Genomic DNA, 18,472 nt, shown 5'->3' with positions numbered 1-18,472 from the left:
CATGATCCGTACCGACCACATCCTGTTCATCGCGAGCGGCGCCTTCCATCTGTCGAAGCCGAGCGACCTGATCCCGGAACTGCAGGGGCGGCTGCCGATCCGCGTCGAGCTGAAGTCGCTGTCGGTGCAGGACTTCGAGGCGATCCTGACGCAGACCCATGCCTCGCTGGTGAAGCAGTACCAGGCGCTGCTGGCGACCGAGGGGGTGGCGCTGGAGTTCACCCCCGAGGGCATCACGCGCCTGGCGGCGATCGCCTACGACGTGAACGAGCGCACCGAGAACATCGGCGCGCGGCGGCTGGCCACCGTCATGGAGCGCCTGCTGGAGGAGGTCAGCTTCGACGCCACCCGGCTGGGCGGCCAGACCATCTCCATCGACGGCGCCTACGTCGATGCGCGGCTCAAGGAACTGAGCCACGACGAGGATCTCTCTAGGTACATTCTCTAACACTCGGCTCTCTGCTGAGGTTCCACATGCAGTGGCTGTGCTAAGTCGTTCTTTTTGAACGACTTTTGCTGCGCCTGCGCGCGCGAAATCGCGGGTAAGTGCTTGATTTCATTGCGAAAAACCGTGCGAGCCCCGCTTGCGCCGGCGGCGTTTCCTGCTACAGTGCAAAAAAGTGCAATGAAGTGGTGAAGAGTGGAATGCCCTTCGCCACTTTTGCGTTCCACAGCAGCAAGGGCTCACCTCAGTGTTTCAAGGCGCCTCGTCCGTCAGTCTCGATGCCAAAGGTCGGCTTTCCATGCCGACCAGGCACCGTGACGTGCTCACGGCGACGGCTGCCAACCAGCTGACCATCACCCGCCATCCGCATGGCTGCCTGATGATCTTTCCGCGTCCCGAGTGGGAGAAGTTTCGCGAGCGTATCGGCACGTTACCTATGCAGGCCCAGTGGTGGAAGAGAATCTTCATGGGCAATGCGATGGACGTGGAACTCGACGGCACCGGACGGGTGCTGGTGTCGCCCGAATTGCGTGCCGCCGCGGGCATCGAGAAGGAAGTGATGCTGCTGGGCATGGGCAACCATTTTGAGTTGTGGGACAAGGCGACCTACGAGGCCAAGGAAGCGGAGGCGCTGCGCGGCGAGATGCCCGACGTCTTCAAGGACTTTTCCTTCTGAGAGCGGGCGGTGGACAGCACATGGCAACACACCACCGTCCTGTTGAACGAGGCAGTCGACGCGCTGCTCGCCCCACAGGATTCCGGTGCACCCCGCAGCGGCACCTTCGTCGATGCCACGTTCGGGCGCGGCGGCCACTCGCGGCTGATCCTCGCGCGCCTGGCGCCGGGCGACCGGCTGGTGGCCTTCGACAAGGACCCGGAGGCGATCGCCGAGGCCGCGCGCATCGCGGATCCGCGCTTTTCGATCCGGCATGCCGGCTTTCGCGAGCTCGGCCAGCTGCCGCCGGCCAGCGTGGCCGGCGTGCTGATGGACCTGGGGATCAGCTCGCCCCAGATCGACAACCCCGCGCGCGGCTTTTCGTTCCGGGGGGAGGGACCGCTGGACATGCGGATGGACACGACCCGCGGGGAAACCGTGGCGTCATGGCTGGCGCACGCCGAGGCGGCGCAGATCGCGGAGGTGATACGTGACTATGGCGAAGAACGGTTTGCTGTTCCGATTGCAAAGGCGATTGTTGCTCGCCGACAGGAACGGGGCCCTCTTGCAACCACCGCCGAACTGGCCGAGCTCGTGGCTCGCACGGTCAAAACCCGCGAGCCGGGCCAGGACCCTGCAACGCGCACATTTCAGGCTCTTCGGATTTTCATCAACGCCGAGCTTGAAGAGCTGCAGGCCGCGCTAGAGGCCACCTTGGACATCCTCCAGCCCGGCGGGCGGCTCGTGGTGATCAGCTTCCACTCGCTGGAAGACCGGATCGTCAAGCAGTTCATCGCCACCCACTCGCGCGAGGTGTTCGACCGCCGCGCGCCGTTCGCGCAGCCCAGGCCGATGAAGCTGCGGGCGCTCGGCCGGTCCAGGCCGTCGGCCGCCGAAGTCGCGGCGAACCCGCGCTCGCGCAGCGCGATCATGCGCGTGGCCCTGAGGACCGAGGCATGACCCGCCTGAACCTCGTCCTGCTGGTGGCGCTGATCGCCAGCGCGCTGTACCTCGTGCACACCCAGTACGACTCGCGGCGCCTGTTCACCGAGCTCGATCGCGCCCGCGGCGAGGCGCACAAGCTGGAAACCGAGCAGGAGCGGCTGCAGGCCGAGAAACGGGCGCAGGCCACGCCGGCGCGCATCGAGCGGCTGGCGCGCGAACAACTCCAGATGCGCGGCGCGACGCCGGCCATCACGCAGTACGTGACCCTCGGCCCGGCCAAGGCGGCGGGGATGCAGCCGTGAGCCGCAGCGTTGCCTACACCTCCAGCCCGCTGCTGGCCAGCCGCACGCCGGTGTGGCGCAGCAAGTTCATCGTCGGGGCGATCGCGCTCGGCTTCGCCGGCCTGGCCGGCCGCGCGGCCTGGGTCCAGGTGTTCGGCAACGAGTTCTTCCAGAAGCAGGGCGAGGTGCGCTTCGCCCGCACGCTCGAACTGCCCGCCAATCGCGGCCGCATCCTCGATCGCAACGGCCTGCTGCTGGCCACCAGCGTGCCCGTGCCGAGCATCTGGGCCATTCCCGAGGACGTCGAGCGCGACCCGGCGAAGCTGTCGCAACTGGCGAAGCTGCTCGAGATGCCCAGGGCCGAACTCGAGAAGAAGCTCGAGGCGGAGGAGAAGAGCTTCGTCTGGCTCAAGCGCCTGGTCGACGACGGCGTGGCGCAGCAGATCGCGGCGCTGGACATGAAGGGCATCTACCAGCGCAAGGAGTACCAGCGGCGCTATCCCGAGGGCGAGGCGGCGGCGCACGTGGTCGGCTTCACCAACGTCGAGGACAAGGGCCAGGAAGGCATGGAGCTGGCCTTCGAGAAGCAGCTCGCCGGCCGCCCCGGGATGCGCCACGTGATCAAGGACCGCCTCGGCCGCGTGGTGGAGGACGTCGGCGAGCAGGTCGCGCCGCTGCCCGGGCGCGACCTGCAGCTGTCGATCGACAGCAAGGTGCAGTTCTTCGCCTACCAGAAGCTGCGCGACGCCGTGATGGAGAACAAGGCCAGGGCCGGCAGCGTGGTGGTGCTCGACGCCGTCACCGGCGAGGTGCTGGCGCTCGCCAACTATCCCAGCTACGTCCCCGGCAAGCGCCAGAACCTCAGCGGCGAGCAGCTGCGCAACCGCGCGCTCACCGACGTCTTCGAACCCGGCTCGACGATGAAGCCGTTCACGATCGGCCTGGCGCTGGAGCACGGCCTCGTCACGCCGCAGACGCCGATCCAGACCGCGCCCGGGTACATGGTCGTCGGCGGCATGAAGATCTCGGATTCGCACGCGCACGGCCTGCTGACGGTCCAGCAGGTGATCCAGAAGTCGAGCAACATCGGCACCCTCAAGATCGCGCTGCAGATGCAGGCGCGCGACATGTGGGAGCTGTTCACGCAGGCCGGTTTCGGCCAGAAGCCGCAGATCACGTTTCCCGGCGCCGTCAGCGGGCGGCTGCGGCCGTACAAGACCTGGAAGCCGGTGGAGCAGGCGACGATGTCGTACGGCTACGGACTGTCGGCCTCGCTGTTCCAGATGGCGCGCTCGTACACCGTCTTCGCCCACGACGGGCAGATCATCCCGGCGACGCTGCTCAAGAGCGGCGAGCCCGCGGTCGGTGCGCGCGTGTTCTCGCCCAAGACCGTGGCCGAGATCCGCACCATGCTGCAGATGGCGGCCGGCCCCGGCGGGACCGGGCCGAAGGCACAGACGCTGGGCTACTCGGTCGGCGGCAAGTCCGGCACCGCCTACAAGCAGGTCGGCCGCAGCTATGCCACCAACAAGTACCGCGCCTGGTTCGTCGGTCTGGCGCCGATCGAGAAGCCGCGCATCATCGTCGCCGTGATGGTGGACGAGCCGTCGGCCGGCAAGCACTACGGCGGCGACGTCGCTGCACCGGTCTTCAGCGCCACCGTGCAACAGACGCTGCGGCTGATGGGCGTGCAGCCCGACATGAGCGTGAAGCCGCAGATCGTGGTGGACGCGGTGGAGGAGTCGTTCTGATGCTCGAACTGCACACTCCGCTGCAAGCCGGTGCCTGGCTGCGCGAGCGGGTCACCGGCACGCTGCAGTCCGACAGCCGCAAGGTCGGTGCCGGCGACGGATTCATCGCCTGGCCGGGCGCCGCCTCCGACGGCCGCCAGCACGTGCACGCGGCGCTGGCCCAAGGCGCGGCCGCCTGCCTGGTCGAGCGCGACGGCGTCGAGGCGTTCAGCTTCGATCGCGCCGAGACCGCAAGCTATCCGCAACTCAAGGCCGCCGCCGGCGCGGTCGCCGCCGAGTTCTTCGGCCGGCCGTCGGACCGGCTCGACGTGCTCGCCGTCACCGGCACCAACGGCAAGACCTCGACCGCATGGTGGCTCGCGCAGGCGTTGTCGAACGTTGCCACGCCGCGCGCCATTCCCTGCGGCCTGATCGGCACGCTCGGCACCGGTCGGCCGCCGCAGGTGGAATTCACGGGGCTCACCACGCCCGATCCGGTGCTGCTGCAGGCGCAGCTGCGGCGGTTCCTCGACCAGGGGCTGGCCGCCTGCGCCATCGAAGCCTCGTCGGTCGGCGTCGTCGAGCGACGCCTGGACGGCACGCAGGTGCGGGTGGCGATCTTCACCAACTTCACGCAGGACCATCTCGACTACCACGGCACCATGGAGGCCTACTGGGCCGCGAAGGCCGCGTTGTTCCGCTGGCCCGGCCTGCGCGCCGCCGTCGTCAACGTGGACGACGCGCGCGGCGCCGAGCTGGCGCGCTCGCTCGAGTCCGGCGGCCTGGACCTGTGGACGCTGTCGTGCCGGCACGCGGCGCGCCTGGCGGCCAGCGACATCGGCTACGGCGCCGAGGGCCTGCGCTTCACGGTGGCCGAAGGCGGCGAGCGCCATGAACTGGCGACCCAGCTGATCGGCCAGTACAACGTGTCCAATCTGCTGGGCGTGCTGGCCGCGATGCGCACGCTGGGCGTGCCGCTCGGCGAGGCGGTGCGGGCATGCGGCAGCCTGCTGCCGGTGCCCGGCCGGATGGAGCGGCTCAGCGAGCCGGGCCGGCCGCTGGTGGCCGTCGACTATGCCCACACCCCCGACGCGCTGGACCAGGCGCTGCAGGCGCTGCGGCCGCTGGCCCGCCAGCGCGGCGGCAAGCTCTGGTGCGTGTTCGGCTGCGGCGGCGACCGCGACGCGACCAAGCGCCCGCTGATGGCGGCGGTCGCCGAGAAGAACGCCGACCAGGTGGTGGTTACGAGCGACAACCCGCGCACCGAGAAGCCCGAGAACATCATCAGCCAGATCCTGCTGGGGCTGTCGCACGACCGCTGCGTGCAGGTGCAGGCCGACCGGGCGCTGGCGATCGCGGAGACCGTCGCCGCCGCCGCGCCCCAGGACGTGGTGCTGCTGGCAGGCAAGGGCCACGAGGAATACCAGGAGATCGCGGGCGTCAAGCACCCGTTTTCCGACAAGGCCCAGGCGCAGCAGGCGCTCGGTGCCAGGAGGCGCGCATGAGTGCAATGTTCACGCTGGCGCACGCGCAAGGCTGGCTGCGGGGCGCGAAGCTGGTCGGCGACGGTTCCGTGGCGGTGCAGCGCGTGCACACCGACACCCGCAGCCTGCAGCCCGGCGACCTGTTCGTCGCGCTGCGGGGCGAGCGCTTCGATGCCAACGACTTCATCGGCGAGGCGCGGGCCAAGGGTGCCGTCGCCGCGATCGCGCACCCGGGCCGCCTGCCCGAGGGGATGCCGGGCCTGGAGGTCGACGACACCAAGCTGGCGCTCGGCGCGCTGGCGGCGGGCTGGCGCGGCTGCTTCGTGCTGCCGCTGATCGCCGTCACCGGCAGCAACGGCAAGACCACGGTGACGCAGATGATCGCCTCGATCCTGCGGGCCTGGAAGCCCGACGCGACGCTGGCGACGCAAGGCAACCTGAACAACGAGATCGGCCTGCCGCTCACGCTGCTGCGCCTGCGCCCCGAGCACCAGGTCGGCGTGCTGGAGCTGGGCATGAACCACCCGGGCGAGATCGGCTACCTGGGCAACATCTCCCGGCCGACGGTGGCGCTGGTCAACAACGCCCAGCGCGAGCACCAGGAATTCATGGTGACCGTGGAAGCCGTGGCGCGCGAGAACGGCTGCGTCATCTCGGCGCTGAGCACGACCGGCGTCGCCGTGTTCCCGGCCGGCGAGGAATTCACCGGCGTGTGGGTGGAGCTGGCGGGCCGGCGCGCCTGCATCACGTTCGGCTCGGCGCACGACCGGGCCGGCGCACGCGAGGCCGACGTCGTGCTCACCGGGGCGAGCTGGGGCGATGGCCAATGGCAGGTGAGCCTGGACACGCCCGCCGGCGCGCTCTCGTACCGGCTGCGCATCGCGGGCCGGCACAACGTGCGCAATTCGCAGGCCGCCGTGGCCTGCGCGCTGGCCGCGGGGGTCCCGCCGGCCGCCATCAGCCAGGGACTGGCAGCCTTCGAGCCGGTGAAGGGCCGCTCGCGGGCGATGGCGGTGCCCTGTGCCGGCCGCACGATCACCTTGATCGACGACAGCTACAACGCCAATCCGGACTCGGTGCGGGCGGCCATCGACGTGCTGGCCGAACTGCCAGGGCCGCAGCTGCTGGTGCTGGGCGACATGGGCGAGGTCGGGGACCAGGGGCCGCAGTTTCACCGGGAAGTGGGCGAGTACGCCCGCCGGTGCGGCATCGAGCGGCTGTTGACGCTGGGCGAGCAGGCCACCGCCATGGGCGGACAACATTTCGCCGACGTCGAAGCGCTCAACGCCGCGGTGCTCGCCGAGCTGCCGCGGGTGGCCAGCGTGCTCGTCAAGGGCTCGCGTTTCATGAAGATGGAGCGCGTCGTCGAAGCGATCGCCGCCGCCGCCAAGGAGCCGCCCCATGCTGCTTAACCTCGCCGGCTGGCTGCAGACGCTCGGACCCGAGTTCGGGTTCCTGCGCGTGTTCCAGTACCTGACCTTCCGCGCCGTCATGGCGGCCCTGACGGCGCTGCTGATCGGGCTGATCGCCGGGCCGGCCGTGATCCGGCATCTGACGTCGCTGAAGATCGGCCAGCCGGTGCGCGGCTACGGCATGCAATCGCACCTGTCCAAGAGCGGCACCCCGACCATGGGCGGCGTGCTGGTGCTGCTGTCGATCGTCGTCTCCACCATCCTGTGGTTCGACCTCACCAACCGCTTCGTGTGGATCGTGCTGGCGGTGACCATCGGCTTCGGCGCGATCGGCTGGGCCGACGACTGGCGCAAGGTGGTCAACAAGGACCCGGAAGGGATGCGCTCGCGCGAGAAGTACTTCTGGCAGTCCCTGATCGGCCTGCTGGCGGCGCTGTACCTCGTGTTCAGCATTTCGGAGAGCTCCAACTGGCGCGTGCTGCAGCTGTTCTACACCTGGGTCAAGTCCGGCTTCGACGTCAACCTGCCGCCCAAGGCCGGCCTGCTGCTGCCGTTCTTCAAGGAAGTGAGCTATCCGCTGGGCGTGTTCGGCTTCGTCATCCTGACCTACCTGGTGATCGTCGGCTCGAGCAATGCGGTGAACCTCACCGACGGCCTGGACGGGCTGGCGATCATGCCGGTGGTGATGGTCGGATCGGCGCTGGGCGTGTTCGCCTATGTCACCGGCAGCGCCGTGTATTCGAAATACCTGTTCTTTCCGCACATTCCCGGCTCGGGCGAGCTGCTGATCTTCTGCTCGGCGCTGGCGGGGGCGGGCCTGGCCTTCCTCTGGTACAACACCCACCCGGCCCAGGTCTTCATGGGCGACGTCGGTGCGCTGGCCCTGGGCGGCGCGCTGGGCACCATCGCCGTGATCGTGCGCCAGGAGATCGTGCTGGCGATCATGGGCGGCATCTTCGTCGTCGAGGCGCTGTCGGTGATGGCGCAGGTTTCGTACTTCAAGTACACGAAGAAGAAATACGGCGCCGGCCGGCGCATCCTGAAGATGGCGCCGCTGCACCATCACTTCGAGCAGAGCGGGTGGAAGGAAACGCAGGTGGTCGTGCGGTTCTGGATCATCACCATGCTGCTGTGCCTCGTCGGCCTTTCGACCCTGAAGCTGCGGTGATGACGAGCAGCCTCCACGATCGACACGTCCTGGTCCTCGGGCTGGGCGCTTCCGGGCTGGCGATGGCGCGCTGGTGCGCCGGCCGCGGCGCCCGCGTCACCGTCGCCGACACCCGCGACGCGCCGCCGCAGCTCGACGCCCTGCGCCAGCAGGTGCCCGAGGCGCGGTTCGTGGCCGGTCCCTTCGACGCGGCGCTGCTGGACGCCGGCGTGCAGCTGCTGCTGCGCAGCCCCGGCCTGTCGCCGCAACAGGTAGCGACCGTCGTCGCGGCCGCGCGCGAGCGCGCCGTGCCGGTCGGCGGCGAACTGTCGCTCTTCGCCGACGCCCTGGCCGAACTCCAGCAGCAGCAGGGCTATGCGCCGCAGGTGCTGGCGGTCACCGGCACCAACGGCAAGACCACCGTGACGGCGCTGGCCGGGCAGCTGGTGGAGCGTGCCGGCAAGTCGGTCGCGGTGGCGGGCAACATCGGGCCCACGCTGCTGGACACGCTCGGCGAGAAGCTGGCGGCCGGCGCCTTGCCGCAGGTCTGGGTGGTGGAACTCTCCAGCTTCCAGCTCGAGGCCGCCGGCGGCTTCGAGCCCACCGCCGCGACGGTGCTGAACCTGACGCAGGACCATCTGGACTGGCACGGCAGCATGCAGGCGTACGCGGCCGCCAAGGCGCGGGTGTTCGGCGCCAGCGGCCTCATGATCCTCAATCGCGACGATCCGCTGGTGATGGCGATGCTGCCCGAGCCGGTGCGGCTCAAGGGCGGCAAGTTCGAACAGCGGGCCTACGTCACCTTCGGTGCCGAGGTGCCGCGGCGCGCCGGCGACTACGGCATCGACGTCGCCAACGGCATGGCCTGGCTGGTCCGCGCCCAGCCGGCCGACGAAACGCAGAAGCGGCGCAAGGACGCCGAGGAAGAATTGTTCGTGCAGCGCCTGATGCCGGCCGACGCGCTGCGCATCCGCGGCCGGCACAACGCGGTCAACGCGCTCGCCGCGCTGGCGCTGGCGGCGGCGGCCGGCTGCGCGCTCGGGCCCATGCTGTACGGCCTGCGCGAGTACCGCGGCGAGCCGCATCGCGTCGAGTCCATCGGCGTGGTCGACGACGTCGAGTACTTCGACGACAGCAAGGGCACCAACGTCGGCGCCACAGTGGCGGCGCTGCAGGGCCTGGGCGCGGACCGTTCGCTGGTCGTGATCCTCGGCGGCGACGGCAAGGGCCAGGATTTCGGCCCGCTGGCCGCGCCGGTCGCGCGCCATTGCCGCGCGGTGGTGCTGATCGGCCGCGACGGACCGCAGATCCGCGCCGTGTTGGAGCCGACCGGCGTGCCGCTGCTCGATGCCGCCAGCATGGAAGAGGCGGTCTCGACCGCCGCGCAGCGGGCCCACCCCGGTGACGCCGTCCTGATGTCGCCGGCCTGCGCCAGCTTCGACATGTTCCGCAACTATCCGCATCGCGCCGAAGTGTTCCGGGCGGCGGTGCAGGCCGTTGCCGACGCTGCCGGCCAGCAGTTGGGAGGCGACGCATGAGCGCCTTGGCCCGCCTGACCGGCTGGCTGCCGCTGCCGGGGCGTCCGCGCGAAGCCGGGCTGCCGGTGCGCGCGCCCCGCTACGCGGGCGCGACGCTGCCCGGCCGCGTGCAGGGCTTCGACCAGCCGCTGCTGTGGGTGACGGTGGCGCTGCTCGCCTTCGGCCTGGTGATGGTGTATTCGGCGTCCATCGCGATGCCGGACAACCCGAAATTCGCGCGCTACAGCCATACCCACTTCCTGGTGCGCCATGCGTGGTTCCTGCTGCTCGCGTTCCTGGTGGCCGTGCTGGCGTTCCAGGTGCCGGTGGCGACGTGGGAGAAGGTCGCGCCCTACCTGTTCATCGCGTCGCTGCTGCTGCTGGCGATCGTGCTGATCCCGCACGTGGGCAAGGGCGTCAACGGCGCCCGGCGCTGGCTCGGCTTCGGCCTGATGAGTTTCCAGCCTTCGGAGCTGTCGAAGTTCGCGGTGCTGCTCTACGCGGCCAACTACATGGTCCGCAAGATGGACGTCAAGGAGCGCTTCTTCCGGGCCGTGCTGCCGATGGCCGCCGCCGTCGGGGTGGTCGGCGTCCTGCTGCTGGCCGAGCCGGACATGGGCGCCTTCATGGTGATCGCCGTCATCGCCATGGGCATCCTGTTCCTGGGCGGCGTCAACGCGCGCATGTTCTTCCTGATCGCCGCCGTGATCACGGTGGCCTTCGTGCTGATGATCGCCGGCTCCGAATGGCGGCGCGAGCGCATCTTCGCGTACCTCGACCCGTGGAGCGAAAAGCACGCCCTGGGCAAGGGCTACCAGCTGTCGCACTCGCTGATCGCGATCGGCCGCGGCGAGATCTTCGGCGTCGGGCTGGGCGGCAGCGTGGAGAAACTGCACTGGCTGCCCGAAGCCCATACCGATTTCCTGCTGGCCGTCATCGGCGAGGAGTTCGGCCTGGTGGGGGTGCTCACCGTGATCGTCACCTTCCTGTGGATGACGCGCCGGATCATGCACATCGGCCGGCAGGCGATCGCGCTCGACCGGGTCTTCGCCGGGCTGGTGGCGCAGGGCGTCGGCATCTGGATGGGCTTTCAGGCCTTCATCAACATGGGCGTCAACCTGGGCGCGCTGCCGACCAAGGGCCTCACGCTGCCGCTGATGAGCTACGGCGGCTCGGCGATCATGATGAACCTGGTGGCGATCGCGGTGGTGCTGCGCATCGACAACGAGAATCGCAGCCTCATGCGCGGAGGCCGAGCATGAGAGCGACCGGCCCCGCCAACGCCATGGCGTCCGAATCGGATGCCTTCCGCCCCGAGGGCGAGCGCAAGGGTGCGGGCGAGCCGGTGGCCGGCGTCGCCAGCGCGCGGGCGACCGCGCTCGTGATGGCGGGCGGCACCGGCGGCCACATCTTCCCGGGGCTGGCCGTCGCCGAAGCGCTGCGCCAGCGCTCCTGGCGCGTGCACTGGCTGGGCGCGCCCGGCAGCATGGAGAGCCAGCTGGTGCCGCCGCGCGGCTTCCCGCTGGAGACGATCGATTTCTCCGGCGTGCGCGGCAAGGGCTTCAAGACGCTGTTCCTGCTGCCGCTGCGTCTGCTGCGGGCGTTCGGCCAGAGCATCGCCGTGGTGCGGCGCGTGCGGCCCGACGTGGTGATCGGCCTGGGCGGCTACATCACCTTCCCGGCGGGGATGATGAGCGTGCTGCTCGGCAAGCCGCTGGTCCTGCACGAGCAGAACTCGGTCGCCGGCATGGCCAACCGCGTGCTGGCCGCGGTCGCGGACCGCGTGTTCACCGCGTTTCCGAACGTGCTGAAGCGCGCCGCGTGGATCGGCAACCCGCTGCGCGCTTCCTTCCTGAACCAGCCCGGTCCGGCCGAGCGCCTGGGCGCGCGCAGCGGGCCGCTGCGCCTGCTGGTGGTGGGCGGCAGCCTGGGCGCCAAGGCGCTGAACGACGTGGTGCCCAAGGCGCTGGCGCTGATTCCGCGGGAGCAGCGGCCCATCGTGCTGCACCAGAGCGGTGCCAGGCAGATCGACGAGCTGCGCGCCAACTACGCTGCGGCCGGCGTCGAGGCGCAGCTGACGCCGTTCATCCAGGACACCGCCAGCGCCTATGCCGACGCCGACCTGATCGTCTGCCGGGCCGGGGCGAGCACCGTCACCGAGATCGCCGCCGTCGGCGCGGCCGCCGTGTTCGTGCCGTTCCCGTTCGCCGTGGACGACCACCAGACGACCAACGCCCGCTTCCTCGTGGACGGCGGCGGCGGCTGGCTGGCGGCGCAGCGCGAGCTCTCGCCGCAATGGCTGGCGGACCTGATCCAGCGCACCCCGCGCGAGGAGCTGATCCGGCGCGGGCTGGCCGCCAAGCGCATGGAAAAGACAACGGCCACCGAGGAAATGGTCGCCGCCTGCGAAGCGCTCGCGGCCGCGAAAGCAAAGGACAGAGCGTGAAACACGCCATCAAGCACATCCACTTCGTCGGCATCGGCGGCGCCGGCATGTCGGGCATCGCCGAGGTCCTGCGCAACCAGGGCTACCTGATCTCGGGCTCCGACCTCGCCGACAGCCCGACGCTGCGCCGCCTGGAGGGCCTTGGCATCAAGACCTGCGTCGGCCACGCCGCCCGCAACATCGTGGGCGCCGACGCGGTGGTCACGTCGACCGCCGTCCAGGCGGACAACCCGGAAGTGCTCGCCGCGCGCAAGCGCAACATCCCGGTGGTGCCGCGCGCGACGATGCTGGCCGAGCTGATGCGCCTGAAGCAGGGCATCGCGATCGCCGGCACCCACGGCAAGACGACCACCACCAGCCTGGTGGCGAGCGTGCTGGCCGAAGGCGGGCTCGACCCGACGTTCGTGATCGGCGGCCGGCTGAACAGCGCCGGCGCCAACGCCCGCCTGGGCGGCGGCGACTACATCGTGGTCGAAGCCGACGAGTCGGACGCCTCGTTCCTGAACCTGATGCCGGTGATGGCGGTGGTGACCAACATCGACGCCGATCACATGGAAACCTACGGTCACGACTTCCGCCGCCTGCAGGGAGCGTTCGTCGACTTCCTGCATCGCATGCCGTTCTACGGCACCGCCATCCTGTGCATCGACGATGCCGCCGTGCGCGAGATCGTGCCGCAGGTGCGGTGCCCGATCACCAGCTACGGCCTGGGCGCGGAGGCGCAGGTGCGTGCCGTCGACGTGCGCGCCGAGGGCGGGCAGATGCGGTTCACGGTGCAGCGGCGCAACGGCGTCACGTTGCCCGACCTGACCGTGGTGCTCAACCTCGCGGGCATGCACAACGTGCTGAACGCGCTCGCGGCGATCGCCGTGGCGGTGGAGCTGAACATCCCGGACCAGGCGGTGCTGAAGGCGCTGGCCGAATTCAAGGGCGTGGGCCGGCGCTTCCAGCGCTACCCCGACCTGGCGGTGCGGGCCGAGAACGGCGGCGGCCGGTTCGCGGTGATCGAGGACTACGGGCACCACCCGGTGGAGGTCGCCGCCACCCTGGCGGCCGCGCGCGGCGCGTTCCCGGGACGGCGGCTGGTGCTGGCCTTCCAGCCGCACCGCTACACCCGCACCCGCGACTGTTTCGAGGATTTCGTGAAGGTGCTGGGCCAGGCCGACGTGGTGCTGCTGGCCGAGGTCTACGCGGCCGGCGAGGCGCCGATCGTGGCCGCCGACGGCCGCTCGCTGGCGCGCGCCGTCAGGGTGGCCGGCAAGGTGGAGCCGGTGTTCGTCGGGGAGGTCGAGGCGATGCCGGCCGCGATCATGGAACTGGCGCGCGACGGCGACGTGGTGATGTGCATGGGCGCCGGCTCGATCGGCGGCGTGCCGGGCAAGCTGGTGGACCAGGGAGGTGCTGCTGCATGAACGCCCCGAACTTCGGCAAGGTGGCCGTCCTCATGGGCGGCGATTCGGCGGAACGCGAGGTCTCGCTGATGTCCGGCAGCGGCGTGCTCAAGGCGCTGCAGTCCAAGGGCGTCGACGCCTACGCGTTCGATCCGGCCGAGCGCGACATCTCCGAGCTCAAGCGCCAGGGCTTCGAGCGCTGTTTCATCGCGCTGCACGGCCGCTTCGGCGAGGACGGCACGGTGCAGGGCGCGCTGGAACTGCTCGGGATTCCCTACACCGGCTCGGGCGTGCTGGCGTCGGCGATCGCCATCGACAAGGTGATGACCAAGCGCGTGTGGCTGGCCGAAGGCCTGCCGACGCCGAAGTACGTGCTGCTGCGCCGCGGGGCTTTCACCCGCCAGCAGGCGCTGGCGATTCCCGACGAACTGGGCCTGCCGCTGATCGTCAAGCCGGCGCGCGAGGGTTCGTCCATCGGCGTGGCGAAGGTGCAGGGCTATTCGGAGGTGGTCGATGCGATCGACCAGGCCGCCGCCCTCGACGCCGACGTGCTGTGCGAGCAGTTCGTGAGCGGCGACGAGGTCACCTGCCCGGTGCTCGGCACGGGCGATGGCGCGCGGGCGCTGCCGGTCATCCGGATCCTGGCGCCGCAGGGCAATTACGACTACCACAACAAGTATTTCAGCGACGAGCCGAAGTACCTGGTGCCGTGCCAGCTGCCGGCCGGCGAGGAGGAGGCGATCCAGGAGCTGGTGCTGAAGGCCTATCGCGTGCTGGGGTGCCGCGGCTGGGGCCGGCTGGACATCATGATCGATGCCGCGACCCGCAAGCCGTCGCTGCTGGAGATCAACACCTCGCCCGGCATGACCGGCCACTCGCTGGTGCCGATGTCGGCCCGCGCGGCCGGCATCAGCTACGAGGACCTGTGCGTGCAGCTGCTGGCCTCGGCGGCGCTGGACCAGCAGAAGGGAAGCCGCGCCACATGAGCAGCGCCGCCCCCGTGCCGCCGGACGTGAGGCTGATGAACATCGCCGCCACGGCGCTGTTCGCCGGCGCGCTCGCGCTCGTCGCGGCGGCGGGCGGCTGGTGGCTGCTGCGCCATCCGGTGTTCGCCGTGGCCGGCATCACGGTGCAAGGGGACGTCAGCCACAACAGCATGGCGACGCTGCGGGCCAACGTGGCGCCGCGGCTGGCCGGCAACTTCTTCACGGTGAACCTGCTGGCGACCCGCGAGGCCTTCGAAGCGGCGCCCTGGGTGCGCCACGCCGTGGTGCGGCGCGAGTTTCCGAACCGGCTGCGGGTGGAGTTGCAGGAGCACCGGGCCGTGGCGCTGTGGGGCAGCGAGAACGAGACCCGGATGGTCAACAGTTTCGGCGAGGTGTTCGAGGCCAACGTCGGCGACGTCGAGGCCGACGAGCTGCCGCGGCTGGCCGGCCCGGACGGGCAGTCGGGCGACGTGCTGGCGATGTATCGCACGCTCAAGCCGCTGTTCGAGCCGCTCGATCTCGGCGTCGAGCAGCTGACGCTGACCGCGCGCGGCAGCTGGCACCTGGAGCTGGACACCGGCGCGGCGATCGAGCTGGGCCGCGGCACGGCGCAGGAGGTGGCGGCGCGGGTGCAGCGGTTCGTGCAGACGCTGACCCAGGCGACCTCGCGCTACGGACGCACGCCGGAAGCGCTGGTGTCGGCCGACCTGAGGCATGTCGACGGGTACGCGTTGCGGCTGCGGGGCGTGGGCACCACGGCCGAAGCAATCAAGAAATAGAGGGACGGGGCATGGCAAAGGAATACAAGGACCTGGTGGTGGGGCTGGACATCGGCACCGCCAAGGTGATGACGGTGGTGGCCGAGGTGATGCCGGGCGGCGAGCTGAAGCTCGCCGGCCTGGGCGTGGCCGCGTCCAACGGCCTCAAGCGCGGCGTGGTCGTCAACATCGACGCCACGGTGCAGAGCATCCAGCAGGCGCTCAAGGAGGCCGAGCTGATGGCCGACTGCAAGATCACGCGGGTCTACACCGGGATCACCGGCAGCCACATCCGGGGCATCAACTCCAGCGGCATGGTGGCGGTGAAGGACAAGGAAGTGACGCCGGCGGACGTGGCGCGCGTGGTCGAGACCGCCCGGGCCATCAACATCTCGACCGACCAGCGGCTGCTGCTGGTGGAGCCGCAGGAGTTCGTGATCGACGGCCAGGACGTCAAGGAGCCGATCGGCATGAGCGGCATCCGGCTCGAGGCCAAGGTGCACATCGTCACGGGCGCGCAGAGCGCGGCCGAGAACATCGTCAAGTGCGTGCGGCGCTGCGGCCTGGAAGTCGAGCAGCTGATGCTCAACCCGCTGGCCTCCAGCCTGTCGGTGCTGACCGAGGACGAGCGGGAGCTGGGCGTGGCGATGGTCGACATCGGCGCCGGCACCACCGACGTGGCGATCTTCACCAACGGTGCGATCCGGCATACCGCGGTGATCCCGATCGCCGGCGACCTGATCACCAGCGACATCGCGATGGCGCTGCGCACGCCGACCAAGGACGCCGAGGACATCAAGGTCGAGAGCGGCTACGCCAAGCAGCTGCTGGCCGACCCCGACCAGCAGGTCGAGGTGCCGGGGCTGGGCGACCGCGGCCCGCGCATGCTGTCGCGCCAGGCGCTGGCCGGCGTGATCGAGCCGCGCGTCGAGGAGATCTTCTCGCTGGTGCAGCAGGTGATCCGCGAGTCCGGCTACGAGGAAGTGCTGTCGTCGGGCATCGTGATCACCGGCGGCAGCGCCGTGATGCCGGGCATGGTGGAGCTGGGCGAGGACATCTTCCTCAAGCCGGTGCGCCGCGGCGTGCCCAAGTACCGCGGCGCGCTGTCCGACATGATCTCCCAGCCCCGGGCGGCGACGGTGATGGGCCTGCTCGAAGAGGCGCGGCTGGCCCGCCTGCGCGGCTACAAGGTGGCGCAGAAGAACGGATCGATGAAGACCGCGTTCGGACGCTTCCGCGATTTCATCGTGGGGAATTTCTGAACCGTGAAAACCCAACGGCCGCACGCAGAGGACGCAAAAGCGCGCAAAGGGCGCAGAAAGGGATTCACATGAAGACAGTATTTTCTGTGTCCTCTGCGGACCCTCTGCGTTTTCTGCGTACGGCTGTCGGGTTTGGAGCCCGCATCCACAAGCGACGATGTCGGTGCACCGATCCGCCGCTGCGGCGTTCATGAAGTCACCCCACAACAATCGAATCAACGGCAACTGCAAACGGAATCAGGAGAGCAACATGAGCATCGAGATGATTGAAGTCGAAGAGTTTCACCTCGGCACCCAGATCAAGGTGATCGGCGTCGGCGGCGGCGGCGGCAACGCGGTGGAGCACATGATCGGTCGCGCCGTCCAGGGCGTGGAGTTCATCTGCGCCAACACGGACGCCCAGGCGCTCGCGCGCAGCGCCGCGCACAAGAGCATCCAGCTGGGGCAGAGCGGGCTGGGCGCCGGCAGCAAGCCGGAGAAGGGCCGCGAGGCGGCCGAGGCCGCGGTCGAGGACATCCGCGCGGCGATCAACGGCGCGCACATGCTGTTCATCACGGCCGGCATGGGCGGCGGCACCGGCACCGGCGCGGCGCCGGTGATCGCGCGCGTCGCCAAGGAGATGGGCATCCTCACCGTGGGCGTGGTCACCAAGCCCTTCGATTGGGAAGGCGGCCGCCGCATGACCAACGCCGACAACGGCCTGGCGGAACTGGAAGCCAACGTCGATTCGCTGATCGTCGTCCTGAACGAGAAGCTGCTCGAGGTGCTGGGCGACGACGTCACCCAGGACGAGGCGTTCGCGCACGCCAACGACGTGCTCAAGAACGCGGTCGGCGGGATCGCGGAAATCATCAACGTGCCGGGCCATGTGAACGTCGACTTCGAGGACGTGCGCACCGTGATGGGCGAGCCCGGCAAGGCGATGATGGGCACCGCGCTGGCCGACGGCCCCGACCGCGCCCGCATCGCCGCCGAGCAGGCGGTCGCCTGCCCGCTGCTGGAAGGCATCGACCTGTCCGGCGCCAAGGGCGTGCTGGTGCTGATCACCGCGGCCAAGGGTTCGCTCAAGCTGTCCGAGTCCAAGCTGGCGATGAACACCATCCGCGCCTACGCTTCGCCCGACGCGCACGTGATCTACGGCACGGCCTACGACGACAACCTGGGCGACCAGATCCGCGTCACCGTGGTCGCCACCGGCCTGTCGCGCCAGGGGCAGCAGCGCCGCACGGCGCCGCCGCTGCAGGTGCTGCGCACCGGCACCGACAACGTGCCGTTCCAGATTCCGACGATCCACACCGCCGCCGGCGGCCCCGGCGCCGCCACCGTGGCGCCGATCGTCACGCAGTCCGACTACGCCGGCATGGCCGTGCCGAGCGTGTGGCGCACCAACCGCACCCAGGCAGCGGCCCGGGTCGACGCGCTGGCCAATGGCGGCATGGACGATTTCGAGATCCCGGCGTTCCTGCGCAAGCAGGCCGACTGACGGGCGCGACCGGACCTGTTCTCCTCGGGGGAGCACCTCGGGTGGACCGGCCGGTCCACCCTTTTTTTCGCCCGCAGCAGCCTTGCGTCCATGGCGGCCATCGGGCGCCTTCACGCGGCGTTCGCGGCCGGCCTCGTAAAATCGCGGCCATGCTGCAGCAACGAACGCTCAAGTCATTGACCCGCGCGGTCGGCGTCGGGCTGCACAGCGGCCAGCGCGTCGAGCTGACGCTGCGGCCGGCCCAGCCCGACACGGGCATCGTGTTCCGCCGGGTCGACCTGCCCAGCCCGGTCGACATTCCGGTGTCGGCCGAGGCGGTGACCGACACCCGCATGGCGTCGACGATCTCGCGCGGCGGCGCCAAGGTGCACACCGTGGAACACCTGATGTCGGCCTGTGCCGGCCTCGGGCTGGACAACCTCTACGTCGACATCACGGCGGAGGAAGTGCCGATCCTGGACGGCTCGTCGGCCTCCTTCGTGTTCCTCCTGCAGAGCGCCGGGATCGCCTTGCAGCAGGCGCCGCGGCGC

The 18,472-nt window shown here is 69.8% G+C and carries 16 protein-coding genes and 1 pseudogene; all 17 read left to right on the top strand.

What is annotated here, in order from left to right; translation table 11 throughout:
• Positions 1 to 448 (top strand): annotated as a pseudogene (hslU, locus tag VNT59_RS02740) (HslU--HslV peptidase ATPase subunit); the annotation flags it as partial.
• A 244-nt stretch (positions 449 to 692) separates the two neighbouring features.
• The gene (gene mraZ, locus VNT59_RS02735; protein ID WP_325496383.1) at positions 693 to 1,121 is read left to right on the top strand and encodes a division/cell wall cluster transcriptional repressor MraZ; all 429 of its coding nucleotides are present in this window, start codon (positions 693 to 695) and stop codon (positions 1,119 to 1,121) included.
• Between the two features lie 9 nt (positions 1,122 to 1,130).
• Entirely contained in the window at positions 1,131 to 2,060 is a 930-nt protein-coding gene (gene rsmH / locus VNT59_RS02730) for a 16S rRNA (cytosine(1402)-N(4))-methyltransferase RsmH (RefSeq protein WP_325496381.1), read from the top strand.
• Positions 2,057 to 2,347, top strand: a complete 291-nt coding sequence (gene ftsL, locus VNT59_RS02725; RefSeq protein ID WP_325496379.1) for a cell division protein FtsL — start codon at positions 2,057 to 2,059, stop codon at positions 2,345 to 2,347. The genes rsmH and ftsL overlap by 4 nt, the downstream gene beginning before the upstream one ends.
• Positions 2,344 to 4,077, top strand: coding sequence for a penicillin-binding protein 2 (locus VNT59_RS02720; RefSeq protein ID WP_325496377.1), 1,734 nt, complete (start codon positions 2,344 to 2,346; stop codon positions 4,075 to 4,077). Before ftsL ends, VNT59_RS02720 begins: the two co-directional genes overlap by 4 nt.
• A complete protein-coding gene (locus VNT59_RS02715) occupies positions 4,077 to 5,561 on the top strand; it encodes a UDP-N-acetylmuramoyl-L-alanyl-D-glutamate--2,6-diaminopimelate ligase (RefSeq protein WP_325496375.1) in 1,485 nt (494 codons plus the stop codon). Before VNT59_RS02720 ends, VNT59_RS02715 begins: the two co-directional genes overlap by 1 nt.
• Before the next feature lie 5 nt (positions 5,562 to 5,566).
• Positions 5,567 to 6,952: a UDP-N-acetylmuramoyl-tripeptide--D-alanyl-D-alanine ligase gene (locus VNT59_RS02710; RefSeq protein WP_325496387.1), complete on the top strand. Its 1,386-nt coding sequence runs from the start codon at positions 5,567 to 5,569 to the stop codon at positions 6,950 to 6,952.
• Positions 6,942 to 8,120, top strand: a complete 1,179-nt coding sequence (gene mraY, locus VNT59_RS02705; protein ID WP_325496373.1) for a phospho-N-acetylmuramoyl-pentapeptide-transferase — start codon at positions 6,942 to 6,944, stop codon at positions 8,118 to 8,120. The genes VNT59_RS02710 and mraY overlap by 11 nt, the downstream gene beginning before the upstream one ends.
• Entirely contained in the window at positions 8,120 to 9,637 is a 1,518-nt protein-coding gene (murD, locus tag VNT59_RS02700) for a UDP-N-acetylmuramoyl-L-alanine--D-glutamate ligase (RefSeq protein ID WP_325496371.1), read from the top strand. The genes mraY and murD overlap by 1 nt, the downstream gene beginning before the upstream one ends.
• Complete coding sequence (gene ftsW, locus VNT59_RS02695) at positions 9,634 to 10,878, top strand: putative lipid II flippase FtsW (RefSeq protein WP_325496369.1); 1,245 nt, start codon at positions 9,634 to 9,636, stop codon at positions 10,876 to 10,878. The genes murD and ftsW overlap by 4 nt, the downstream gene beginning before the upstream one ends.
• On the top strand, positions 10,875 to 12,062 hold the full coding sequence (murG, locus tag VNT59_RS02690) for an undecaprenyldiphospho-muramoylpentapeptide beta-N-acetylglucosaminyltransferase (protein ID WP_414708331.1): 1,188 nt from the start codon (positions 10,875 to 10,877) through the stop codon (positions 12,060 to 12,062). Before ftsW ends, murG begins: the two co-directional genes overlap by 4 nt.
• Entirely contained in the window at positions 12,059 to 13,474 is a 1,416-nt protein-coding gene (gene murC / locus VNT59_RS02685; RefSeq protein WP_325496367.1) for a UDP-N-acetylmuramate--L-alanine ligase, read from the top strand. Before murG ends, murC begins: the two co-directional genes overlap by 4 nt.
• Complete coding sequence (locus VNT59_RS02680) at positions 13,471 to 14,439, top strand: D-alanine--D-alanine ligase (RefSeq protein ID WP_325496365.1); 969 nt, start codon at positions 13,471 to 13,473, stop codon at positions 14,437 to 14,439. Before murC ends, VNT59_RS02680 begins: the two co-directional genes overlap by 4 nt.
• Positions 14,436 to 15,218 (top strand): cell division protein FtsQ/DivIB, encoded by a 783-nt coding sequence (locus tag VNT59_RS02675; RefSeq protein WP_325496363.1) that lies wholly within the window; start codon positions 14,436 to 14,438, stop codon positions 15,216 to 15,218. Before VNT59_RS02680 ends, VNT59_RS02675 begins: the two co-directional genes overlap by 4 nt.
• A gap of 11 nt (positions 15,219 to 15,229) precedes the next feature.
• A complete protein-coding gene (ftsA, locus tag VNT59_RS02670; protein ID WP_325496361.1) occupies positions 15,230 to 16,459 on the top strand; it encodes a cell division protein FtsA in 1,230 nt (409 codons plus the stop codon).
• A 250-nt stretch (positions 16,460 to 16,709) separates the two neighbouring features.
• Entirely contained in the window at positions 16,710 to 17,942 is a 1,233-nt protein-coding gene (ftsZ, locus tag VNT59_RS02665; protein ID WP_325496359.1) for a cell division protein FtsZ, read from the top strand.
• Between the two features lie 149 nt (positions 17,943 to 18,091).
• A partial coding sequence (locus tag VNT59_RS02660) for a UDP-3-O-acyl-N-acetylglucosamine deacetylase (RefSeq protein ID WP_325496357.1) occupies positions 18,092 to 18,472 on the top strand: 381 nt, incomplete at its 3' end.

The sequence above is a fragment of the Ramlibacter sp. genome, from assembly GCF_035554825.1.
GTDB lineage: Bacteria > Pseudomonadota > Gammaproteobacteria > Burkholderiales > Burkholderiaceae_C > Ramlibacter.
This window is presented reverse-complemented; position numbering and strand designations above follow the sequence as displayed.